The sequence below is a fragment of the Paenibacillus sp. FSL K6-2862 genome, from assembly GCF_038005125.1.
Lineage (GTDB): Bacteria > Bacillota > Bacilli > Paenibacillales > Paenibacillaceae > Paenibacillus > Paenibacillus illinoisensis_A.
This window is the reverse complement of the sequence record NZ_JBBOSN010000001.1, coordinates 5,429,569-5,454,372: the sequence shown is the minus strand read 5'-3', so window position 1 is coordinate 5,454,372 and position 24,804 is coordinate 5,429,569. Positions and strand designations below refer to the sequence as shown.

General features: G+C 51.7%; 18 protein-coding genes. 14 read left to right on the top strand and 4 right to left on the bottom strand.

Annotation, left to right across the window (positions count from 1 at the left end; translation table 11 throughout):
- Positions 1-63 precede the first annotated feature (63 nt).
- On the bottom strand, positions 64-1,362 hold the full coding sequence (locus MHB82_RS24640; RefSeq protein ID WP_095361308.1) for an aminotransferase class I/II-fold pyridoxal phosphate-dependent enzyme: 1,299 nt from the start codon (positions 1,360-1,362) through the stop codon (positions 64-66).
- Positions 1,363-1,539: 177 nt separating this feature from the next.
- Positions 1,540-2,157 carry a pyridoxamine 5'-phosphate oxidase family protein gene (locus MHB82_RS24635; protein ID WP_341176100.1) on the bottom strand — a complete coding sequence of 206 codons (618 nt, stop codon included), beginning with the start codon at positions 2,155-2,157 and terminating at the stop codon, positions 1,540-1,542.
- A 213-nt stretch (positions 2,158-2,370) separates the two neighbouring features.
- On the opposite strand from MHB82_RS24635, the gene pdxR reads away from it, so the two are divergent.
- The gene (gene pdxR, locus MHB82_RS24630) at positions 2,371-3,822 is read left to right on the top strand and encodes a MocR-like pyridoxine biosynthesis transcription factor PdxR (protein ID WP_341176099.1); all 1,452 of its coding nucleotides are present in this window, start codon (positions 2,371-2,373) and stop codon (positions 3,820-3,822) included.
- A 226-nt stretch (positions 3,823-4,048) separates the two neighbouring features.
- Positions 4,049-4,834: a helix-turn-helix domain-containing protein gene (locus MHB82_RS24625; RefSeq protein ID WP_095361311.1), complete on the top strand. Its 786-nt coding sequence runs from the start codon at positions 4,049-4,051 to the stop codon at positions 4,832-4,834.
- A 373-nt stretch (positions 4,835-5,207) separates the two neighbouring features.
- On the opposite strand, the gene asd is transcribed toward MHB82_RS24625, so the two are convergent.
- Together asd and MHB82_RS24615 are read right to left on the bottom strand one after the other, a co-directional pair.
- A complete protein-coding gene (gene asd / locus MHB82_RS24620) occupies positions 5,208-5,999 on the bottom strand; it encodes an archaetidylserine decarboxylase (RefSeq protein ID WP_110757071.1) in 792 nt (263 codons plus the stop codon).
- Positions 6,000-6,084: 85 nt separating this feature from the next.
- A complete protein-coding gene (locus MHB82_RS24615) occupies positions 6,085-7,215 on the bottom strand; it encodes a YheC/YheD family endospore coat-associated protein (protein WP_341176098.1) in 1,131 nt (376 codons plus the stop codon).
- A gap of 323 nt (positions 7,216-7,538) precedes the next feature.
- On the opposite strand from MHB82_RS24615, the gene MHB82_RS24610 reads away from it, so the two are divergent.
- From MHB82_RS24610 to MHB82_RS24555, 12 genes are all read left to right on the top strand, one after another.
- A complete protein-coding gene (locus MHB82_RS24610) occupies positions 7,539-7,667 on the top strand; it encodes a hypothetical protein (RefSeq protein ID WP_341176097.1) in 129 nt (42 codons plus the stop codon).
- The gene (locus MHB82_RS24605) at positions 7,660-12,921 is read left to right on the top strand and encodes a WIAG-tail domain (protein WP_341176096.1); all 5,262 of its coding nucleotides are present in this window, start codon (positions 7,660-7,662) and stop codon (positions 12,919-12,921) included. The genes MHB82_RS24610 and MHB82_RS24605 overlap by 8 nt, the downstream gene beginning before the upstream one ends.
- A 286-nt stretch (positions 12,922-13,207) precedes the next feature.
- Positions 13,208-14,095, top strand: a complete 888-nt coding sequence (locus MHB82_RS24600; protein WP_341176095.1) for a glycosyltransferase family 2 protein — start codon at positions 13,208-13,210, stop codon at positions 14,093-14,095.
- 4 nt (positions 14,096-14,099) lie between these two features.
- Positions 14,100-15,188: a glycosyltransferase family A protein gene (locus tag MHB82_RS24595; RefSeq protein ID WP_341176094.1), complete on the top strand. Its 1,089-nt coding sequence runs from the start codon at positions 14,100-14,102 to the stop codon at positions 15,186-15,188.
- Positions 15,185-15,958 (top strand): glycosyltransferase family 2 protein, encoded by a 774-nt coding sequence (locus tag MHB82_RS24590; RefSeq protein WP_110757077.1) that lies wholly within the window; start codon positions 15,185-15,187, stop codon positions 15,956-15,958. Before MHB82_RS24595 ends, MHB82_RS24590 begins: the two co-directional genes overlap by 4 nt.
- Positions 15,955-16,686 carry a sugar phosphate nucleotidyltransferase gene (locus tag MHB82_RS24585; RefSeq protein WP_095361317.1) on the top strand — a complete coding sequence of 244 codons (732 nt, stop codon included), beginning with the start codon at positions 15,955-15,957 and terminating at the stop codon, positions 16,684-16,686. Before MHB82_RS24590 ends, MHB82_RS24585 begins: the two co-directional genes overlap by 4 nt.
- A gap of 126 nt (positions 16,687-16,812) precedes the next feature.
- A complete protein-coding gene (locus tag MHB82_RS24580) occupies positions 16,813-18,138 on the top strand; it encodes a GT-D fold domain-containing protein (RefSeq protein ID WP_341176093.1) in 1,326 nt (441 codons plus the stop codon).
- Between the two features lie 59 nt (positions 18,139-18,197).
- Positions 18,198-19,748 (top strand): glycosyltransferase family 2 protein, encoded by a 1,551-nt coding sequence (locus MHB82_RS24575; RefSeq protein ID WP_341176092.1) that lies wholly within the window; start codon positions 18,198-18,200, stop codon positions 19,746-19,748.
- 214 nt (positions 19,749-19,962) lie between these two features.
- A complete protein-coding gene (locus tag MHB82_RS24570) occupies positions 19,963-20,916 on the top strand; it encodes a phosphotransferase family protein (RefSeq protein WP_341176091.1) in 954 nt (317 codons plus the stop codon).
- 186 nt (positions 20,917-21,102) lie between these two features.
- Entirely contained in the window at positions 21,103-21,381 is a 279-nt protein-coding gene (locus MHB82_RS24565; protein WP_183525119.1) for a glutaredoxin domain-containing protein, read from the top strand.
- 298 nt (positions 21,382-21,679) lie between these two features.
- Entirely contained in the window at positions 21,680-23,017 is a 1,338-nt protein-coding gene (locus MHB82_RS24560) for an LLM class flavin-dependent oxidoreductase (protein WP_341176090.1), read from the top strand.
- Positions 23,018-23,153: 136 nt separating this feature from the next.
- Positions 23,154-24,794, top strand: coding sequence for an ABC transporter substrate-binding protein (locus MHB82_RS24555; RefSeq protein WP_341176089.1), 1,641 nt, complete (start codon positions 23,154-23,156; stop codon positions 24,792-24,794).
- Positions 24,795-24,804: the final 10 nt, after the last annotated feature.

Below are 24,804 nucleotides of genomic sequence, written 5' to 3'. Positions count from 1 at the left end.
TTGCCCAGAAGCCTAGGCACGTCCTGAGTTATTCATTTTTACAAGAGCGAAGCCTGGCTGGAATCAGTCCTGCTTCAGATCGGTGATGCCACGGTAGATGGTATCAAACAGATCTTCCAGTCCGGACTCTTCAATACAGGAGAAGGCGATGCGCAGATCAGCTTCACCCAGTGCAATGGTACCTACACCGTACTTGTGCAGCAAGTGGGAACGAAGTGTTTCTGCATCAACGTCTTTTAGCTTCAGACACATGAAGTAACCGGAGTTGAATGGATAGTAATCCCAGACATCGCCGTATTTGCCGCTATCGAGAATGGCTTTCACCTTGTTCGCACGGCCTTTCATGATCTCAAACTTCTCCTGTTTCTGCGCTTCGAATTCTGGTGCTTTCAGTGCATCCAGGACAAATGTCTGTGATGGATGCGGACCACTGGAGATGGTTGCCCGGATAATGCCAAGCGTTTTTTGCTCCAGCGCATGCAGAACCGCAGCATTTTCATGCCCATAAGTGATGAAACCAACGCGGAAGCCCCATACGAACTCTTCCTTCGTTGCACCATCCACTTTGACAGTGAGCACGCGTGGATGAATGTTGGCCAATTTGCCAAACAATGATTCGTGAATGGAATCCTCGAAGAACAGACCGAAGTAGGCATCGTCTGTGACGGCAATCACATCTACGCCTGCTTCCGCAGCCTGACGGATGGTGTCCACAATTGCATCGGCTTCTTGGCCTCCAGGTGTGTAGCCTGTTGGATTGTTCGGGAAGTTGAGCAGCACAATGGCTTTGCCTTTGCCCTTCTGTGCAAGCAATGCTTCAAGCAGTCCTTGACTATTAAAGTTCAGTTGGTCATCGAACAGGGGATAATGAACCAGCTGGCCATGTCGACGAATTCCGAAAGTCAGCTCGTAATTTTCCCAGTTTTTATCCGGATATATAACAGCGTCCCCTTCTTCAACGAAGAGGTCGGCTACAATACTGAGTCCATGAGTCAATGCATTGGTAACAATAGGGTTACCAAACGTTTTGCCTTCAAGTGAAGGGGTCTCCTTCAGCATCTTGTCTCTCCATACCGTCCGCAGTTCAGGCTTACCCGCAGGCGGAGCGTAAGGATAGAGGTCCTTCGGTTGGAATGCAGACAGCTTCTCCTGAATAACGGGAAGATGCATCGGCACACCGCCCTCCAGAGCAATACCAATCGTAGCATTATAGGTCTTGGCCAGGCTTGCTGCTTCAGCAGACTGACTCAGGATACCTTCTTTTGGGAAATAGATCTCTTTGCCGAGCTGCGACAGCATGGAGTAGACGTGACTGCTGCCTGCCTGAATACTTTCGTTCAACTGTTCAGCCAGTGGATTCATTCTTTTCATCCTTCCAAGTCTTTGGGATTCAACTGCCTAACATTATATCACCTTGACATCCCCCCGTCACGGAAATTACGCAATATGACAGTTATATCACTTCACCGCGTTGTTGCAGGAGGTCAAAAGGCGAAATTTAGGCACGTTGTTCCCTATGGTGTGGCAGGAAAATACTGTTTATTGCTGATGAAAAGGACAATATTTCCGCATCATTTCGGCTGTTTCGGCATCTCTTCCCTCATTGCGCTGTTCCAGCTGCCCGCTGATATGCTCGAAACGTTCGGTGGAGAGATTCTGTCCGAATTTGAACTTGGCACTGAGATGTTCCGGCACGATTCGAACGACAGCAACAGCCTTTAATCTACCCGTATACCGGTAATCGACAGCATCAATGGGGATATATCCACCCTGCGGCTGAAGTTTCTCCATAAACCGCTGCAGCACCTTGCCCTTGATTTCCAGATCCTGAACAGGCTCTGCCTGACCGGATGCCATGACACTTTTGAAAAAGGAGGTTGCGGGACAAGCCAGTTCGGGATCACTGAAATAGGAGGGGATCAGGGAAAACTCTTCAGCCACCGTAAAGCTGACCGAGGAATCATGCTTGATCTGTTTCATTTTCTCCCCGGCAAGACTGCCATGGAAGTAGAAGCATCCGTCCATATATACGAAATTGAGTGGTGTTACCCTTGGTTGTCCATCCGGACTGACGGTTCCCAGAAATCCGAAGGAGCACTGATCCAGAAATGCAGTAATTTCTTTCTCTTCATCCACTGTAAATTCTTTGCGTCTCATATAGTCTTCCCCCTTGGTTGTGATTCATCTGAACTTGAATGGCATTCTAAATGTTGCTCTAACGATAAAACATGCATTGACATAAAAATAGATCCAATTTACATTCATTTTTATAGGCCAATTACTGAGGTGAAAGATGGGGAATACAATGAACTTGGAGTAAGAGGCACCGCCATATGGTTTGAAAATATGAAAGAAAGGGGAGCGAGAGTCATGGAACTGTGGCTGCCCTTGGATTCCTATGAGCACCAGCATCGTTATAAATACACAGCACTGTATCATGCTTTGCGCGATGCCATTCATGCGGGAACACTCGTGGAAGGGACACGTCTTCCTTCCACGCGAGAACTCGCGAGCCAGTATGACATGTCACGCGGATCTGTGGCACAGGTATATGACATGCTGCTCGCGGATGGTTACGTAGAGGCACATCGGGGCAGAGGTACATTCGTTAAAGGCGCATTTAGGATAGAGGCACAAGGGGAACAGGAAGCAGTCATTCAGCTCTCTCCATGGGGAGAACGCGTGAGCAGACTGGATACCCAAAAAAGAACGGAATCTGTCTCTGTTCAGGATCGCCATATCATCGATTTTCATGTCCATCGCATGCCTGCAGGCCACTTCCCCACATCGGAATGGAAAAGCGCACTCGCCGCTGTACACCGAAGTGATTGGCGGGAGCAAAGTGGTGCAGCAGGAGACCCTGAACTGCGTGAGGCCATCGCTTCACATCTAAGATGGACACGGGGGATTCAGGCGGATGCATCCCAGATTGTACTGTTCAGTGGTTCGATGCAAGGCATCACATTGCTGGCACAGCTGCTGATCCCGGAAGGGGCACAGGTCATATTGGAAAATCCGGGGTACCAGGGAATCGCGCATGCGGTGAACGCCTGTGGAGGTAGAGCTGTCCCGGCAGCTGTAGATTCGCAGGGCATCATCCCCGAAGATTGGAACGCCCAGACGCTGTTCGTTACCCCAACCCGGCAGTTCCCGACTGGGGCGGTGTTAGGACTGGATAGACGCAAAACGCTGCTAGCCTGGGCCTCCAAGCGCAACGCCGTCATTATTGAAGACGACTACGACAGTGAATTTCGCTGGGGGGGCAGACCGATTGAACCGCTTAAAGTATTGGATCGCGAGCAGAGGGTGATCTATGTCGGATCATTCTCACAGACCATGATTGCTTCCTTTCGGCTGGGCTATGCGGTCCTGCCACCAGGTCTGGTGCAGCCACTCCTTGCAGCGAAAGCCCTATATGAGCCGGTACCCCCTGCGTTATTGGAACAGCGAGCCTTGGCCAAATTCATGAGCAGGGGCGGATATCTGCGGCATTTGAGACGGTTAACCCGGCTATACGGGGAACGGCATGCTTTTTTTGTCCAGGAGATGGTTCATCAGTTACCAGAGGCATTCACCATGCAGCCAGGAGATGCAGGGCTTCACATCTACGCGACCTGGAATGGCAGTCCGGACGGCTTTCTGAAATTCAAAACGATAGCAAAGGAAGAAGGTGTGTTATTTCGGGATGCCGAGCGTTATCAACTGATCCCCGGTCCTCCAGCTGTTTGTTTTGGCTTTGCCCATCTGGAGAAAGAGGAGATCACGGAAGGCATCAGAAGACTGCGGCTGGCATGGGAGAAGAGTACATTTTCGTTTCACTGAAATTCGCTGTATAATGGATGAAGACATTTCACTCCGGGAGGAGCAGAAATCACATACAAGCACTTTGCATCAGATTCCAGGAAACGTGCTGAGTTTAGGGACAGGCTGAACCGAAAGGATAGTTTTCTAATTCTAAGGTCTGTTAACCGTAAGCGATCTATAAGCGATTGGAATTCAATGATGATGCAACATGCGGAGAGATTAACTTTCAAGGGGGAGTGGCGACATGCTGCAGGCATCGCCGTCATCTTTTGTTATTTTGCCCGCCGTCGCCAAAATTGTCTGCGAACCGGGATGGAAGTGGCAGAAGCGGGAAAAACCGATGCAAAACTATGACTTATTTTATGTATGGAGTGGGGAAGGGACCGTTGTGCTGAATGATCGGTCGTATGAGGTCGGCAAGGGCAGCTGTTTCCTGTTCAGACCAGGTGACCATCCTACTGCAACACATAATAAGCAAAAACCGTTGGTACTTACGTATATTCATTTTGATGTAGATATACCTGTGAATGATGTTCCCCAGTCTTATCGTGAGGTACTGGAAACGGTGGAATTCGAACATTTGCTGGCCCGGTATGTAAGACTGTTCCTATCCGATGTATATGGGCGGGACGAGGAGAGTCGGCTTATTTTGAAACAGCTGATGATTCATTTGCTGCGTGCGGATACGGAATCACCTGTGGAGAAAAGGGTCAGCAACCAATTGTCGGATGTCATTCAGGAAGTGGCGAATTATGTACGCCAGCATCCGGGGATTACCCATCGGGTAGAGGATCTGGCTGCACGTGCGGGCTTGTCGCCCCGATACTTCTCCATCAAATTCAAGGAATTAATCGGCTCTTCTGTCCAGTCGTATATTATTCGCATGCGCATTGAGCGCGCAGAACATTTGCTGGTGCATACGGGCATGAATGTAACCGAGGTCGCGGATGCCCTCGGGTATCGGGATATCTTTTTCTTCAGTCGTCAGTTCAAGCAATACACCGGCAAAAGTCCTTCCGAGATTCGTTAGGTACGATGCCTGAGATCAGGGTAACGTTTCAAGTCTGGAGGCCAGGGGTAAGTAAGTAGCATTCCAGACGAAAATAAAGGGGGAACTTGTGATGAACGGAAAACGGCGGATCCGCAACCGGGGATGCTCTATGAAGGGATGCAATATTTTCCGGAACCGTCTGCGTCGCTTCAAACCGGCGGAGGAACTGCAGGACGTGTGGTTTTGAAGAAAAGTCAGAGGACCCATACATACGGAGCGATGTTTCGTATTGAATGTATATAAGGAATCTCCAGTGACTACCGTGGAACGATCATGTTTCAAACCTAAAGAGGATGGCGCAAGCACCTGCAATCAGGTCTTGCGCCATCCTCTTTATTTGGATCTGGAGTATTCAGCGATTTGGCTTCAGGCGGCCAAGCAGTGTACCCATTTTGACGGAATCACCCGGCTGGAGGCTGGGATCAGGTTCAAATGTGCCGCTCTGCGTCAGCAGTACCACAGTGGAACCGAATTCAAAATAAGCCAGGTCATCCCCTTGTGCCCAAGTAGTTGCTGCCGTATCCGCGTACTGAATGCTGCTTACGTTCATGGCGCCGACTTTGACGACAGCGACTTCTCCATAAGCATGACCGATATACGTAATCAGACGTTCGTTTCGACTTAGCACCGACTTCATATGAGTCAGACCAAAATCATTTACAGGGTAAACCTTTCCCTTGATATGCTCACTTTCGATTCTGTGCCCGCTAACGGGAGCATGGATCCGGTGATAGTCACGAGGGCTGAGGTACAGGACGAATGCATAACCGTGCTTGTACTTCTCCAGATGTGGTGAGTGGTTTAATAATTCAGCAAGTGTATAATTTTGTCCCTTAACATTCAGGAGTGTGCCTGCAGATACCGGCCCGGCTGCCGTGATTTTGGCATCGACGGGGCTGATGAGTGCATGTTCCGAAAGATCCAGCGGGCGCATGCCCGGCTTTAATTTGCGGGTGAAGAAATCATTCAAAGAACGATATTCCTTCCAGTCTTTCTCGGCTTCCTGAACAGGGATGTTGTAGGTCCGGACAAAATAAGGGATAAATGCCTTGCTTCCCCTGCTCTTGGAGAAGGCTCCCACGGTCCGGGAGATCCATTTGCGAGAAGAAAGCTCGGTCATTAACCGCAACAGCGTTTTTGCCATGAATATCCCCCTTAGGGTTAGTGCGAACTTCAAGGCCGGCAGGACCGGCCGTTCTGCATAATATTGACACAGAATGCCAGCGAAATCAATATGGGTACTTACGGTAGGTTTGTGGCTGACGTGGAATCTGCGAATTTTGCTCCATCAGCAGACGTCCATATGCCATGGGCTCACGGTAGCTGGCCTTCCAGTGCTCGGGCATTCCCGCCTTGCGAAAACCGTAGCGCTGGTCCCGTCCATTACATTCTATGAAGTAAATCTGTCCGTTTCTGGCAATCCCCAGATCAAGACCCAGGTCGGCAAGATGCGGAAGACTGGAAGCCAGTGTGCGTGCGATTCGGAGTCCAACTGAACTGATCCGGGCTTCGAGCTCTGGAATGCTGAGTCCCAGCTCTTCTTCATCCAAAGCTTCTGCCAAGGTCATCACCTTGCCCCCTTGAGCAATGTTGGTGACAAAGGTGTGGGTTGGTGCTGCCTTGGCAAACATGCCCGTGATGCCCCATAGACCGTCAATTCCCCGCTGTACAGATACACGCAGATCTACGGGTCTTCCTTCGTTACGAACCAGTGGAATCCGTTCCTCAATGAGATATGCATGGCGAAAAATACGTCTTAAGGTAGCGGAGGGCAGTTGTCCCCTACTGAGCCGAAAGGTTGCCCATCCTTTGCGGGAAGCCCTGGTCTGGCACGTCAATTTCCAGTCCCCGTCTCGTTTATACAAACGCATGATACCGTGTCCGATACTGCCGCTGCACGGTTTGATAATCAAGTCATTATAATGTTCCATCATATAAGCCAGAGACTCCGGCGTAGCTTTGGCCGCATAAGGGAGATGTTTCTTCAGTGCAGGATCCTGGTGCAGCATGTCATGAATATGATCCTTGCGATACCGATTCCGAACGTTAAATACCTGTATGCCCTGCAGCAGCAGCTTGGTCACCTGATGCTGATCTGCTCGGCGAAGCTGGAGAGCCCGATTATGGATAACGGGAGGCAGAGGCATTTTTTGACGAACGTAAACGCCATCCTGTTTGACATATGCCAAACAGGTCTTCATCTCCGAATCCACATCTTCAAGCCGCAAAAAGCAAGGCGTTAATCCATAACAGGCCGCTGCCTGCTCATAATTCGCGAGCGATTCCTGACCGGTCCTTCCGGCCGGTATCCCCCGGTACATGCGTGAATCGAACATGATGCCGATCGTTTCTGGGGGCATGACCGTTCCTCCTTCAATATTATCGCGACATGGATCCTCCATATATGGAATGCCGGTCTGTCAACGCATGATGGGACATCACAATCACGCAGACCGGAATGATGATGCACCTTCATGCACCGGCGTGTTATTCATAGCTCCACACATCCATTGAACCCAGGTATGGGTGAGAATAAATAAAGCGCATTGCATTGTAAGCCGTTTTACGGATGTATACGGAAGGCTTATGAAGTATCGTATGACATTTTTCCAGTAGGGGCGTGGACAGCCGCCTTACATCTATAGCCGGGCACAGCCTATTTCACCATGGACAGGTTCATCTTTTGCAGTTTGACCCGCTCATCCAATCCAATCTTACCTTCAAAAGTCGTGATATGAAGTGGCAGATGCCCATACCAGAGCATATGATGCCGGAGATGAACGTTAGAGGAAGGAGCAAGCTGCATGAGTAAAAAAGGCAATAAGAAGGTTCCTACGCCGAAACTGCGGCATGTGAGCCCCAAATTTAAGGAACTGGAACTGACCGAACGGCGTGCAGGCACCATGAATTCAGGTCAAACCCAGAATAGGGAAGAGCGCTTGAATATCAATAAACCGGATTCGAGAGCGAATCAGGCACCCGGAGAATTCTTAGACGAATCAACGGAACTCCCTGCCTCTACGAACGAGCTGGAAGACCTGGTTATCGCAGCCGAAACGAATGATCCGGAACCTGCAGCATTGGATAGCGAGGATGTCCAGACGCAAGATAGCCCAGAAAAGCAGATTCAGGCTCAAGTAAGTAGTGTGGCTTCGCTTGCTCTGGAAGAGCAAAACATCATCCAGCAGGAAACCACAGGTAGAGACCGCTTGGAGATTCTGAACCAGAACCAGATGCCGGGCCATACCGGTCACTATATCTACACGGATGATCTGAGTGATTTTGCAGTTACGGAGAGCAAACTGGCCCCGTTCTCTGTGGATGACTCCAAGCTGAAACCGGGTGCAGTCGGCAGTGAAGCATTGCAGGATTATGCGGTGACCAGCATTCACATTGCAGATGGGGCGATCGTCTCCGCCAAACTTGCAGAGGCTTCGGTATCGGAAGAACACCTGATTGATGGCTCTGTGTCCGGTCACAAAATACGCAATGCGTCCATTGCAGGCGAGAAAATCAAAGACGGCAGCATTACATCGCAGAAGCTCGGCAATCAGGTCATCGATTCGGCCAAAATTGCCGATGGTTCCATCGGCACAAGACATCTAAGCCGCATGCTGGTTACGGAGGATTTAATCAAAAATCACGCCGTAACCGGAGATAAGATTGCGATTAGCGGCGTAGATACAAGGCATCTCACGGGAGGCGCTGTGCATACGTCCAAATTGGCTGACGATGCAGTGACCACTTCCAAAATTCGTGAAGGTGCTGTCACAGGCAGCAAGATCGAAGATAAATCCATCGAGTCTCACCATATTCAGGACGGAGCAGTGAAACAAACACATCTGGCAGAAGGAGCGGTCGGTCGTTCGCAATTATCGATTGGCAGCATTGGGAGTGATCAGATCGAGGATGGATCCATACAAACCAGACATTTGGCTGAGGGATCACTTAGTGGAAAACATTTGCTGGATGGTTCCATCGGTTCAAACCAGATTCGTGCTCAGGCGGTGGGCAAGGATCAACTGGGCAAAGGGGAAGTCGGTAGTGATCACTTAGCAGAGGGAGCCGTAACCAGCAGTAAACTGGCAGACCAATCGGTTGGAACGGCAAAATTATTGGAGCAATCCATTACCGCTTCCAAGATCTCAGACCAGAGTGTCATTGCTTCCAAAATTGCGGATGAAGCGGTACAGGGCAAACATCTTGCCAAAGGCTCCATTCGCGCGGAACATATTGTCAATCGGGGAATTACACCGGTACATGTGGATAATGCTGCGATTCACTCGATTCATATTGCAAGTGGAAGCATTGAGGCACCTCACCTGTCTACCGGAAGTGTGTCCGGAGAAGCTCTTGCAGATGGTGTAGTATCCGAGCGGCATTTGGCTGAGGCTGCGGTGGGTACGTTTGAACTACAGGATGCTGCAGTAACAGACGTGAAGCTTGCGGATGGAAGTGTGACATCCGAAAAACTGGGAACAGCATCGGTTAGCAGCAGAGCGCTCGCTCCGGGAAGTGTCGCATCCTCACATCTTGCAAATGGTGGTGTTACGGGTACACATCTGGCTCCAGGAAGTGTGGGGTCTGAGGCCCTGAGACCATATGCCGTGAAATCGGAGCATCTGACGGAACATGCCGTAGGTGTCCCTCACCTTCAGCCGGGTAGTGTTGAAACGGATGCCATTGCACGTGCGGCAGTTACAACGGACAAATTGGCTCCTGGCAGCATAACTTCGGCTCAGCTTGCTGGAGGGTCCATTTTCCCGCCGCATCTGACAGATCATTCGGTCACCTCCCCCAAGCTCTCACCAGAGAGTGTTGCTACGGATAAACTGGCGGATTTTGCTGTCACATCAGCCAAACTGGCAGACGGCAGTGTGACTTCTTCCAAGATCATGGCAGAAAGCATTAACGCCAAGCATATCCCTGCCGGAACCATACGTGGTTATCATCTGAAGCAGCATGCTGTATCACTGGAACATTTATCGGAGGAAATACGTTCACCGGAATTATTCGCCGATGGCAGCATCACAGGCAACAAACTGCGCCATGGGTCCGTAACTGCAGACCACTTAACAGCAGACTCAGTATCAGGGACAGAATTACAAGAGGGTGCCATAAGCAGTAAGCATCTGCAGGCTTCCGTTGTGCAAACGGAACATCTGGCAGATGGCAGTGTGAAGTCGGACCATCTGGATCATCATGTCGTAAACTCACAGCATCTGAAGCCAGACATTATTCATGCCGAGCATATTGCTGAACAGGTCATCACCTCTCATCACCTGGCTCCGGGGTCTGTTGAAACAGACCATCTGGCACCTTTATCCATCACAGCGGCTCACCTTCAGCCCGGCTTGATCAGTGGGCTGCACCTTCAGGCAGAGTCGACAAGTGCGGTTCACCTGCAGCAGGGCGCAGTACATTCCCGCCATATTCAAGATGGTGAAATACTTCCGCATCATATCCATGAACGCAGCATCGGAACAACTCACCTGGAGGAAGAAGCAGTAAGTACAATTATACTGCAGGATGGAGCAGTAACAGGCTCCAAGCTGGCAAGTGGCAGTGTGGATGGCAGCAAATTGGCCGCAGGAACGATTGAGGCTGCCCATATTGGAGACGAAAGTGTGCAGTCCCGTCATATCCAGGAGGGAGCCATCCTCGCGAATCATATTCAAGAGGGCAGTATTGGCGAAGCTCATCTGGAAGAGGAGTCGGTAAGTGCGGTTCATTTGCAAGATGGGTCGGTAACGAGTGCGAAGCTGGCGGAAGGCAGCATCAGCGGAAGCAAATTGCTCGAAGGAACGATATCCGCAGCTCATATCGCAACGGAAAGTGTGCAATCTGAGCATATACAGGCAGATGCGATCCATGCCGATCATATTCAGGAGCGGAGCATCGGTACAGTTCACCTGGAAGAAGATGCGGTAAGTGCAATTCACCTGCAAAATGGATCTGTAACGAGTACCAAATTGGCCGACGGCAGTGTGAGTGGAAGTAAGCTGCTCGAAGGTGCGGTATCCGGTATTCATATCACCTCCGAAAGTGTGCAATCCCGTCATATTCAGGAAGGAGCAATCCTTGCTGACCATATTCAGGAGCGCAGCATCGGCACACCTCATCTGGAAGAGGAAGCGGTAAGTGCGATTCATTTGCAAAATGGATCTGTAATCAGCGCCAAACTGGCCGACGGCAGTGTAAACGGGAGCAAGCTGCTTGAGGGAGCCGTATCCGATATTCACATTGCAGATGATAGTGTGCAATCCCGGCATATCCAAGATGGTGCAATCCATGCTGGCCATATTCAAGAGTGCAGCATCGGCACAACTCATCTGGAAGAGGAGTCGGTGAGTGCGATTCATTTGCAAAATGGATCTGTAACCAGTGCCAAACTGGCCGACAACAGCGTGAGCGGCAGCAAGCTGCTGGATGGAACAATATCCGGAATTCACATTGCAGATGATAGTGTGCAATCCGGGCATATTGAGGCAGGTGCCATCCATGCAGATCACATCCAGGAGCGCAGCATCGGCACAAACCATTTGGAAGAGGAAGCGGTAAGTGCGGTACATCTGCAAAATGGGTCCGTCACGAGTGCCAAACTGGCCGATGGCAGTGTGAGCAGCAGCAAAATACTTGAAGATACTATAACGGGAGTTCATCTTGCATCGGAAAGCGTGCAATCCCGCCACATTCAGGAAGGAGCCATCCTGGCTGGCCATATCCAGGAGAACAGCATCGGCACGGTTCACTTGGAAGGGGAAGCCGTAAGTGCGGATCATCTGCAGGATGGGTCGGTAACGAGTACCAAACTGGCTGATGGCAGCGTAAGCAGCAGCAAATTGCTGGAAAATGCCGTATCCGATGTCCATATTGCGAATGGCAGTGTGCAATCCCGGCATATTCAGGTGAAAGCCATTCATGGCGATCATATTCAGGAACGCAGCATTGGAATTTCCCATCTGAAGGCGGAATCGGTAAGTGCGATTCATCTGCATAATGGTTCCATCACAAGTGCGAAACTCGCCGATGGCAGTGTAAATAGCAACAAATTGCTTGAAGGTGCAGTATCCGCTGTCCACCTGACAGACAAAAGTGTGCAATCCCGGCATATTCAGGATGGAACCATCCTGGGTGATCACATTCAAGAACGCAGTATCCGAACAGCTCATTTGGAAGAAGAATTGGTCAGTGGGATTCACCTGCAAAATGGGTCCGTCACGAGTGCCAAATTGGCTGACGGCACCGTAACTGCCAGCAAACTGGCTGAACAGAGTATCACTTCCAATCACTTGAACGCGGGCATTGTAGGCCCGGCGCACTTGAGCGAAGAGATCTGGAATGCAATTCGACAGTTTAGTGGAGAAACGCTGGAGAAGCTGGCAGCGATCAAACGTCAGGAAGCGCTGCTTCAGGGAGAAGATGAGGCTGTACAGCCATCACAGTCTGCCATCCTAACGGAACTGCCGAGTGCTGATCTGGGGGGAACTCCGACGTTACAGACTCCGAGTCAAGAGCTGGAACAACAAGTAACAGACCAACAAGTACAGGAACAGCCATTACTGACCAATGATGCTGGAGAAACATTGGTGGATTCCTTGACGACAGCTGATGCAGTTCAGCCACAGGTACTGCAGCCAGTACCTGAACTTCCGCAGGAGATCGATAAAATTACGGAGTTTGAGCTGAGTGAGCAGGCGGTTAAACAGGAGCATCTGAGTGAAGGTGCTGTTGGAAGCAGCCAGCTGCAGCATGGAGCAGTTGGGCCTGAACACCTGTCATTCCAGCCGGTTCGCAGTGTCAGTCGTCAGCCGGTCGTTCAGCAGTTCGGCATGGAAGCTTTTATCCTGCCTGAAGATGAAGAATGCGTTGAGGTAACGGTAGCATTTGAGCAATCTTTTGCATCCGAACATTATGTGATTGTAGGAATGAGTAATGATCGCGGATTCCAGGTATCACTGCTGTCCCAGAGTGAGGATGAAGCGGTATTGGAAGTGTTCCGTACACCTGGATGCAAGCACACCTATGGTTTGTTGTCCTGGATTGCAGCGGGTCCTGCAAATTAAAAAGATACGCCAATTCACGAAGTTCATGCACAAAAGCGGTTCCTGGAATTGTCCGGGACACCGCTTTTGTTCCTATATTAGAATGTCCTCTAAAAAAGTGAAGGAGGAGGTGTACGATTTTTATTTTGACGGATATGTAAACTGAAGGTGAGGCTGAATAACTCTTTTCCTGCCAGAAGCTTATGGAAATCAAGGACAAACGCCGTTTCCACTATTCCCTAATTACATAGAATAACGTGTACTCCCTTGGCATGTTGAGTATTTTTGAGGGTGGGAGGTGACAGTATTGCAGCAGCGTCGTCGTACTGTTCATTCAGCCGCCAAACGGGTGAGCCGAAAGAGGAAACAGTTGAACAAAAGACGTGTAAAACCCGTGAGTAAGAAGGGTACGGGAACCTCCAGATACGTCATCCCCCCAATGCGGGAGGGAAACCATCCAAACAACCCCATGCTTTCGGTGATTATACCGGCAATGAATGAAGAAAAGACGATTGGCAGAGTTGTTAGGCAGGCGCTTCGCATCTGCAGGGATTCCGAAGTGATTGCCGTTGTTAACGGCTCAACGGACGGCACGGCAGCAGCGGCACAGGCAGCAGGTGCAAGAGTGCTTTTGTATACGGAAGCTCTGGGTCACGACGCAGGAAGAAGAATGGGGGCAGCGGCTGCTCGCGGAAGAATCCTCCTGTTTACCGATGCAGATATCCCCATACCTGCAGAGCAGCTCGCTCCCTATGTGCAGGCCATATTGGATGGGACAGATGTAGCGCTTAACGATTATGACGGTCCGGTTAAACGAAATCCTGTACATCCAGTGGTGGAGGCCAAGCATGTCCTGAACAGCATCCTGGCCAGGCCGGACCTGCAGGGAGCTTCAATGACAGCCATTCCGCATGCGTTAAGCCGCAAGGCACTTGATGTTATAGGTGTTCCTTCGCTGGAGGTCCCTCCGCTTGCATTAGCCAAAGCCGTGTCGAGTGGATTGGAGGTACGCGCCGTTCATCATGTACCTGTAGGTAAAATGAATGCGGTTCGGGTGAAACGGCGAAGCGGGCCAGATCCGCTTAGCCAAGTGGTGCTGAATGATCATCTGACAGCGATCAGGTGGATCACCGACGAACTCGGTCCACGCGGAGGGTATTCCGACCTGCAGCGTGTTCGCTGTCTGACGAGGTGAGAAGATGAAAGAACGTTCGAGAGTTGTCCGTCATCGTCGGACGATGAAAAGACAACTGGCTTCCAGACGGAACATTCCCTGGAGAAGGCGACCGAAGGGTCGAGCACCCAAGGCTCCAGAACCCAGTTTGAATGCAGTGTGGAAGTCGGGTCATCAAGCAGGACGCAGTGCACCTGAAGATCGAGCGTTGGCTGCCCAACATGCACGTCTTGCCTGGCGTGAGCACTGGCAGTCCATCTCGGGAAATTTCGGAAGCTATGAAGCTGCCATGCAGGCAGGGAAAGCATATATGCAAGGATACGTGCAGGGTGCAGGATATCCAGTGGATATCGTCCCGCTCCCCCTTCATCATTCTGCTGCCGCCGTTGTCTGTGCGTGCAATGAAGAACGGACACTCGGAAAAGTAATGGCACAGTTAAAGCGGCTGCCGCTGATGGACATCATTGTTGTGTTGAATGGAACAACGGACGACAGTCTGAATCTGGTGCTGGCCGAGTCCGGTATAACCCTTGTGTATGAACCGGATCGGGCAGGACATGATGTAGGCCGCGCACTTGGAGCGAAAATGACCGAAGCGGAAGCGATTCTTTTTGTAGATGGGGACATGGTGCTTCCGGCAGAACAGCTGGCCCCTTTTCTGTATGCAGTGGACCGGGGAAGCGATGTGGCATTAAATGATCTGAATTCATTACTTCCTCCATTTGCCCGGCAGGATGATGTGAGCCGGATCAAGGCGTATCTCAACCGTACTCTCGGAAGACCTGATCTGGGGTCCAATTCCTTGACTGCCGTCCCGCATGCCCTTTCCCGCAAAATGGTTCTGGCCGTTATGCCTGAATCTCTGGCTGTCCCACCGAAGGCGCAAGCCATGGCGATCCGGCACGGTCTAAGTGTAACGGCACCTCACCAGGTGGACGTGATTCGCTCCAATCGTCTGCGTACCACGAATACAGGCAGTGGTAACGAAGTCGCGGGATTGATCATTGGGGACCACCTGGAGGCGATTGCAGCCTGGATGGCGTCAGCAGAGCATGGGCCGGATTCGCGGATGTTATCCCGAGCCGAAGTGGCTTACAGGAGGAACGCCCGATGACACTGACGAGTATCGTGATTCCAACGTATAACGGACTGGACCTGCTGAAGCCGTGTATTGATGCCATTCGGGAGTATACCGGAGCAGGCACACCTTACGAGATTGTGGTAGTGGATAACGGTTCCGTCGATGGTACGGCAGCCTATTGTGCCCGTGAGCGAGTCCGATTTGTTCGCTTACCGGAGAACCGGGGTTTCCCAGCAGCCTGTAATGCCGGGCTGCGTGCGGCTTGCGGTGATGAGCTGCTGCTGCTCAACAACGATGTCACGGTGACCCCGCGGTGGCTCGAAAATCTTCGGTTCGGACTCTACAGTGAAGCAAACATCGGAATCACCGGTCCGGTAACCAATTATGCAAGCGGGATTCAGCAGGTTGACCTGGACTTTGGGAGCATGGAACAGTTCCAGCAATTAGCAGCAGCCAACAATGTCTCCGACCCAACCAGGTGGAAGGAAGTCAGCCGCATCGTAGGACTGTGCATGTTGTTTCGGCGAGAGGTCCTGGCGTCCATCGGCTTGCTTGACGAAGCCTATTCGCCTGGACATTATGAGGATGATGATTATTGCTACCGGGCTCGCATGCAAGGGTATCGACTCCTTGTATGCAGAGATGTACTTGTACATCATCGCGGCAGCGCGAGTTTTCAGAAGACGGACCCGGCAGCATGGAAGCAATTGCTGGAACGTAATCGCTCGATATTTATCCATAAATGGCATGTCGATCCACTTGAATATATTGAGACATCCGATGAGGGAGGGAATGTGGAATGAAAGGTGTAATTCTAGCTGGAGGAACGGGAACACGGCTGTATCCTCTGACGCGGCTGATTAACAAACATCTGCTTCCGGTCGGTAAACATCCGATGATTGTGTATGGCATCGACAGACTCCGTCAGGCGGGTATTGAGGATATTTTGATTGTAATGGGCAAACATTCAGCGGGACTGTATACGGAGTATCTGGGCGGCGGAGCCGAGCTTGGAGTTCGGTTGACCTACCGAATTCAGGAGCAGGCGGGAGGCATTGCTGAAGCACTTGATCTGGCAAAATCCTTTATTCTTCCTGGCGAAAAGTTTGTCGTACTGCTGGGTGACAATCTGTTCAGTGATGATCTGAAACCTTATGTTGATCGTTATGTGCAGCAGCCTGCGGGAACAGCACGTGTGCTGCTGAAAGAGGTCGATGATGCCAGACGTTACGGTGTCCCTGTCTTTGACGCGAACCATCCGGAGCGCATATCGTACATTGAGGAGAAACCAAGCCAGCCGAAAACCTCGTACTGCGTAACGGGGATTTACATGTACGATGACCATGTATTCCATCTGATTGATGGCATTACGCCTTCTGCACGCGGGGAGCTTGAAATTACGGATGTCAATAACCACTATGCCTCTGCTGGAGGCCTGGAGTATGACATCTTGCAAGAATACTGGAGCGATGCAGGTACCTTCGAATCGCTGCAGGAAGCTGCAGTCCGCATGAAGGGACAACTGCCATAAGATCATGCGCCTGATGCTGCCGCTGTGCGGTGCCCGATGGGACCCGAGTAACCTGCGCCGGAGCTGGAAGGAGGCTCCGGCGCTTTGTGCAGCGGCGCTCCCGTGCATGTCAAGGGAGGGAATGCCATGAGAGTAGCGAAACGGACCGGGCACACGGAAGCAAGGGCGACAGGTAAGCCGCAAGGTACTCGCCCGGCAGCATTTCAAGGGCAAGGCGTTCTGATGGTGACGGGAACCCCAGAGGCCGGAACCCGGCGGGCTGCCGTCAAGCCCGGGCATCGCACTGCGCGGGCCCCGGCGGGCGCACGTACTGCTGTGCCGCGTAAGCCTGCCGGCAGGAAGGCCGCTGCACGCCGCCGCTCCGCTGGCAGGCGCGGGCATGCCGCCGCTCACGGCCGCCGCCGCGCAGCATCCCGGCGGGCGCCGCGCCCGGCTGCGCGCCGTGCGCCGGTGCCCGCACCGCAAGCCAGCACGCCGAAGGCGGTGCCTGCCCGCGGTGCGGGCACGGCCCCGCTCCGGGCGACACACCACCCGCACGGTGGTGTCGCCCCCGCGGGGCAAGCTGGCGCTTCTGCTGCCGGCTCTGCGGGCAGCGCCAAGACCCTGCCGCCTGCAGAGCCGGCAGGCGCACCCGGCGGCTACGCCGAGGGCTACCGCGACGGCGTATTCGCGGGCGGGGAGGCGCTGGTGGCGCAGCACATCCCGCCGGACCACATTCTGCCTGCCGTAGCGGCGGCAGATCTGATCGCGGCGGGTTTCCGCCAATATGCGCCCAGCCTCACCCGTCTGGCCAGCCCCCACGAGGTGGCTGACCAGATCCGGGGGGCGCTGGATGCACAGCGCCCCTTGTCGGTCGTTCGCCTCGGAGATGGCGAACTGCTGACGCTGGCAGCCGATACGGTGCTGCCCGGCGAGCAGGTGCAGGAGCTGGCACCGTTCCTGCCTTACGCAGGGGTCCCGCGCTCCGTTCCCGAGATTCGGGCTGCGCTGGCCGAAGCGATACAGGGTGCGGATTGGGTAGGCGTTCCGATCTCGCGGGCGCCCACGTTTCAAGGCTTGTTATTTCCGGTGATGCGCCACTTCGGGATTGACTGGTCCCGGTTGAAGCTGACCAGTTCCACAATCAACTACAGTCTGCATCATGCGGGGCTGCTGCTGCCTATCCTACAAGGCCGCCGCGTGCTGGTGATTGGCAGTCAGGCAAGCGGGCTCGGTGCACTGCTTCTCAGTCACGGAATCCATGTGACGGGCATGATTGGTTCCGTTGCCGGGGTTATGGATGTGCCCAGGGTGGTGCAGGAAACGGCAGCGCATTCCTTCGATATTGCTCTGGTTGCTGCAGGAGTTCCGGCCGTAATCCTGTGTCGGCGAATTGCCGGTGAACTTGGCAGGGTTGCTCTGGATTTTGGGCATTTGGCTGATAAATTGGTTACAGGAGAGCTTCATCTCTAATGGAGTCTGGCGGATGGTTGACGCGACGCATCCGGACGAGGGGAAATGGGGGAAGCAACATGAGCAAACCAGGTATCATATCCAAGCATCGGGGCCCCGGACCCGCCAAAGTAGTTCTGCATTCCGCTGGAAAGAGCACTGTGCGGAAGTCGGGACACAGAGGGAAAGGCAAGCGGGGGGCCCGAGCTGTCAAACTGTACAAACAAGGGTACAGCAGGGGATACGATGAAGGGGTAAGACAGGGTCAGAGTTCATTTGGATTATTATTTGAAGGGGTCAGCATCATTATTCCGACCTATAATCAGCGGGAATATGCACTTAAATGTGTATCCAGTATCGAGAAACATACGCCTGCTCCCTACGAAATCATTGTAGTGGATAATGGTTCGAAGGACGGTACGGCAGAAGCGATGCTGCGTAAAGGCGGCATGGTGAGAGTGGCTGCACTGGATGTCAATCGCGGATTTGCCGGTGGTGTCAATCAGGGACTGATGATGGCAAGAGGTCGTCATATCGTGGTGCTGAATAACGATACGCTGGTCACGCCAGGCTGGCTTGATAACATGATGACCTGCCTGGACAGTGATCCGGAGATTGGCCTGGTCGGCCCAGTCACCAACTATATAGGAGGCGATCAGCAGATCGATGTTCCGTATTCCGAGGTGCAGGATATGTGGTCCTTTGCCGCCAGACACAACCGGCCTGACCCTGGTAAACACCGGGTAACCGAACGGCTTGTCGGATTTTGCTGGCTGTTCTCACGAGAGCTGCTGGAGCGGGTGGGATATCTGGATGAAGGATATGCGGTAGGCAACTTCGAAGATGATGACTGGATGATTCGGGTGAAGCTGGCAGGATATAAGCTTGCGGTCGCAGGAGATGCCTTCATCCATCACTTTGGCAGCGTCAGCATGAAAGCGCTGGATGAACCGGATTTTACTGCTGTGAACAAGGGGAACGAACAGTTTCATTCCAGGAAGTGGGGAGATCCTCACGCTCTGGTCGCGAAGACATTGCAGCTGGCACACCATATGGAACAGGAGAATTCATCGGCAGCGCCGGATTCCGCCCATTTGGGCAAAGCCAACCCGCGCCAGCAATTGTCCACGAAGGGCAGTCAGGACGGAGTAATGAAGACAAGACGCAGCTGCGACTTTTATCCGGAAGGCTGCTTCGTGTCCGATGCGAAAGGCGATGTATACCGTCTGGCGGGAGGACTGCGCCGCAAGCTGAATATTCCCGTACCTCGCGGCATATCCCCCGTTCAGGTAGCCAAACTGGATCTGCTGGGGATCCCTGCCGGAGATGCTGTAGTGTCAGCAAGTGAAATCCGGGGCTGGCCGCTTGAAGTGAGACATGTGCATGTTTCATCGATTCATGACTCGGACACGGGTTGGACGGAAGGCTGTATTCTTGCGGCAGCTGATGCGCCGGAGGTTCGGTATCAGATCAGCGAGGGCAGAAGAAGAAAGTTCGCAACGGTGTATGCAGCAGAACGATGGGGCGTACATTCCGGTCATGTATTGAGCGTGTCTCCGGAACAGCTGCATGCAATTCAGGAAGGTTTGCCCATCATTGCACCGCCGCAGCTCTTAAACGAAGATCTGTAAAGATGAGGCTCGCTGTGAACCGGTTCGGCATGATGCGAGATGTAATGTGCAGCACACGGCTCCATTTCATTTCGCATCCAGGCTTTCCAAGCGTTACATACATGGCAATCTTATGTTTATGGATGATTGAAAAGTAAGCGATTTCATTTTACACTATGACCATATTGAATCATCGCAGAGCTAACTTAAGTCTGCGATATGAGGATGGTGCATGATGAAGAATGAAAGCATCGTACTGGCCGAACGAATAGCCAGTCATTTTTTGCAGGAAAAAGTCAAGGCAGCACATCAGATTGTTGGGAAGGGTTTCGTCAATCAGGTTTGTGTAGTCGAGACGGAGCAGCATAATATTATCGTGCGCATGAACGATAAAGACCAATATCCGATCTTTATGAAGGAACGATGGTGCCTTGAGCAAGCAGCAGCCGTTGGGGTTCCAGGTCCAGAGACGTTATCCGTTGGAATAATGGATGAAACAGCCTATATGATTCAAACGGTTGTCCAGGGAGATAACGGACGGGATGCAACGATTAACACAATTGAAATCTGGAGAAAACTCGGCGAGTACGCAAAACGGATTCATACCATTCCGGTGGCAGGTTTCGGAGAACGGATGGACCCTGTCTCGAGTACATTTTATTCCCCTCCGCATGCGGGATCAGATGGCAGCTGGGAGGGATACGTACAGTACAATATCAATAGCTTGACGGAGCATGACCCTTTAATTGAGCTGGGTGTACTAACTAAAGCAGAATCGAAAAGGATAAGACAATGGTTCGAGCGTTTGAAAATGGAAACGTTCCGTTTTGGCCTGTGTCATGGTGATCTCTCATTGAAGAACACGATGGTTGATTTGGCAGGTCAGGTTGCACTATTGGATTGGGGAAATGCTGAAGTCACTGTGGTTCCGTATGGCGATATCATACATATGATACGATGCCAGATCCATGGAGAAGGACCCAATAGGGTTGAATTAGAAGCCTTTATAGAGAGTTACGGGCTGAATGAGTATGAGCTGGATCAGATGAGACATGTCATGATCTTGAAGACCTTTGATACGCTTAGATGGGCTATCGATCAAAGTCCGGATGAGGTTGATTTTTATGCCGGGATGGCCCGGAAAGTCCTTACTCTGGTCAAAGAAGCAAGCAGAGACGGATGGATGTAATCGCTTTATCAAAAAAATAAAATTTAATCTTTCTATGCTGCTATAGGTTTATTCTATTAGCAGCTCCATTGACGCTTGAGGGTACGAAGAGTACATTTATAGCCATAATTCTTATTTAACAGGTAGGAATTAAAGGTCTGAGGCGTGCCTCGATCTTATCCTTGAATACAATCAGGAGGGTTATCGATGTCTACATCACCCAAAAAAGTAGTGCTATGGAGCAAAACAGGCTGTCATTTCTGTGGAGAGGTAAAAGCGTTTTTGACGTCCCGGAATCAGCCTTTTGAGAACATTGAAGTGGAAGGCAATGATGTGCTGAGGGATGTGCTTGAAGCGAAATACGGCATTCGGCATGTTCCTGTGATTGAAGTTGGAGGGGAAGGCAAGTTTGAGGCTTTGCTGGAACCGGATTTGGAGAAGCTTGCCGCGCTTTTGGCCCATCCGGATGAGGCAGCTGCGGTCTAATCGTCCTTTGCACTATCGGATTAAATTCGTCGTTTCCGGCTATAGAAAGCTGCTGGGACAGTGGATTGTAGCCGGGAGCGTACGAATGACCTGTCTTATACAGATCTCTGATTTATATATAGAAAAGTTCTATTAGTCACCCCGTTGACCCTTTCACAGGGCAGTGATAAGATTTGTGAAATTATAAAACTGACCAAACTCATAGGAATAGTTACTTTTGAGTTTCGAAAATGTAAATGTCGTGTCTTGGATCCTGATGTATCATCCTAAATCCAATATGAGGGAAGGCGGAATGTATATGACGGCAAAACGCAGTTTGAAATTTGGAGCCATTGTTCACGGTGTCGGAGGCAGCATGACCACATGGAGACACCCGGAGGTTCAACCGGATGCGAGTGTGAATTTTGAGTTCTATAAGCGCCAGACGCTGAAAGCGGAAGAAGGTAAGTTTGATCTCGTTTTTATTGCCGATGGTCTGTACATCACCGAAAAATCCATTCCCCACTTCCTGAATCGGTTTGAACCGATCAGCCTGTTGTCCGCCTTGGCAGCCGTCACTTCGCGGATTGGTCTGGTAGGAACGCTCTCCACGTCCTACAGCGATCCGTTTACGGTTGCCAGACAGTTTGGTTCGCTTGATCTGATCAGCGACGGCCGCGCAGGCTGGAACGTAGTTACCTCCCCGCTTGAAGGATCAGCCAAAAACTATAGTAAAAGCAATCACCCTACCCATCCAGAGCGATACCGAATTGCAACAGAATATTTGCAGGTAACCAAAGGTCTGTGGGATTCATGGGAAGATGATGCGTTTGTTCGAGACAAAGAGAGCGGTGTTTTCTTCGATTCATCCAAACTGCATACACTCAATCACGAAGGGGAGTTCTTCTCCGTACAGGGACCACTGAACATTGCCCGTTCACGCCAAGGTCAGCCGGTGATCTTCCAGGCAGGCTCCTCCGATGATGGCAAGACCCTTGCAGCGAAAGAAGCCGATGCGGTGTTTACAGGACATGATACGATCGAGGATGCACAGGCTTTTTACAAGGATGTCAAAACGCGTGCCGCTTCCTATGGACGTTCCTCTCAGGATATTGTCATTCTGCCAGGCATCAGTCCGATTGTAGGACGGACGGAAGAAGAAGCCGAACGTAAATACGAGGAGATTGCCAGCCTCGTTACGATCGACAAAGCGCTGGATTATCTGGGACGCTTCTTCGAGCACCATGACTTCTCCCAATATGCGCTGGATGAACCGTTCCCTGAACTGAACGGCATTGGCAGCAACAGCTTCCGCAGCGGCACGGATAAAATCAAGAAGGATGCCAAAGAGCAGGGATTGACGCTGCGCGAAGTGGCATTGCGTGCGGCTACGCCGAAGAGCAAATTCCTGGGTACACCGGAACAGGTAGCTGACAAAATACAGGAGTGGTTCGAAGCAGAGGCCGCTGACGGGTTCATTATCCATTCGGAATTGCCAAGTGGTCTGTCTGATTTCGTGGAACTGGTCGTTCCGATTCTGCAGGAGCGCGGCATTTATCGTACGGAGTACGAGCACGATACCCTCCGTGGCAATCTCGGTGTGCAGATTCCGGTGAATCGCTATACGGCTGCCCGGGAGCAAGTGCAGCAGGCATAAGATGAACTGCACGTGAGATGAGCGCTACGGCCATATGAATTCTTAATTGCAGCACTTCCGTGTTTTAAAACCGACTTATCTCATAGGATATATATAAAATAAAAATGACACCTGTATACACAGAGGGGGAAAAGATATGAACAGGTCTATCGCTTGGATGAAATTGTTGGCACTGGCAGCAGTATTGGTACTGGTATTGTCCGGTTGCGGAGCGGGCGGCAGCTCCAGCGGTGCGGCTCAGGCATCAGGTGGTGGGCAGGCCAATGAAGCGGAGGGCGGGAATCTGACGTTCGCTCTTGCGACTTCACCGGATACGCTGGACCCTCACCGGAGCGGGCTTGCTGTTACGGTACGTGCCATCCGGACCATTTACGACAATCTGGTGGTGCAGCTGCCTGACGGTTCCATTAAACCATGGCTCGCCACGGAATGGAGCGTATCAGAGGATGGCAAGAGTTACACGTTCAAGCTGCGTGAAGACGTGAAGTTCCACGATGGCACGCCGTTTAACGCAGAAGCCGTGAAATACAATCTGGATCGCGTCATCGATCCTGCCACCAAAGCTGCCAATTCCCTTGCGCTGATCAGACCCTATCAATCTTCCGAGGTCGTTGATGAATACACCATCAAGGTGAATCTGGAAACACCTTCACAGGCCTTCCTGGGCAACTTAAGCCAGGCTCTGCTGGGTATCGTGTCACCTACAGCTGCCAAGAAATATGGCGATCAACTGGGCAAAAATCCGGTGGGCACCGGGCCGTATACCTTCGTGAAATGGGATGAAAATGCGGATATCGTCGTCGCCAAAAACAAGGATTACAACTGGGGCCCAGAGACGGTTGAAAACAAAGCCGCACCTCATCTGGATACGATCACGTTCAAAATTGTACCAGAGGAAGCGACACGGATCGGAAGCGTACAGAGCAGTCAGGTACTCGCTGCAGAGACCGTTCCACCGCAAAATGTTGCGGCTCTGAAGAATGACCCGAACCAGCAATTGCTGCAGGCCAATACGGTGGGACTGCCGTATACTCTCTTCTTCAATCTGCGCAAAGCCCCTTGGGATGATGTGAAGGTCAGACAGGCGGTACAATCCGCCGTAGATGTGGAATCTATCGTCAAAACGTTGTATCTGGGCAACTACGAACGGGCTTGGTCTGCATTGTCTCCTGGCATTTTGGGTTACGATGCCTCGCTTGAAGGAAGCATCAACCCGGACATCAACAAAGCCAATCAGCTGCTGGATGAGCAGGGCTGGGTGAAGGGTTCGGATGGCATACGTGAAAAGGATGGCCAGAAACTGACGCTGCGTTATGTGGATGGTTCCCCAAACCGGGAGAAGCGCAATGATATCGCCGCCATCATTCAGCAGCAGCTGAAACAGGTTGGCATCGCCGTTGAAGTTGAAATTACAAAAGACATTGCCACTGTCATTTATCAGAACTGGGACTATGATCTGTATGGCAACAGCCAGGTCAATTCCGATCCGAATGCCCTATACGCCTTCTATCATACAAGCGCAGAAGGGGAGCGTCCGACGTTGTCCGGGTTGTCCGATCCGAAGATCGACGAGCTGCTGGAACAGGGAGCGGTGGAAACGGATCCCGAAAAACGCGTGAAGATCTATAACGAGATTCAGCAATTTCTGATTGATCAGGCAGTTATTCTACCGATCTATGTATTTCCTTATACGGTAGCAGCATCCAAATCCGTTCAGGGAGTCAAGTTTGATTCGCTTGGGTACCCATTGTTCAACGACGTGCGAATTCAGCCCTAACATGAGCAGC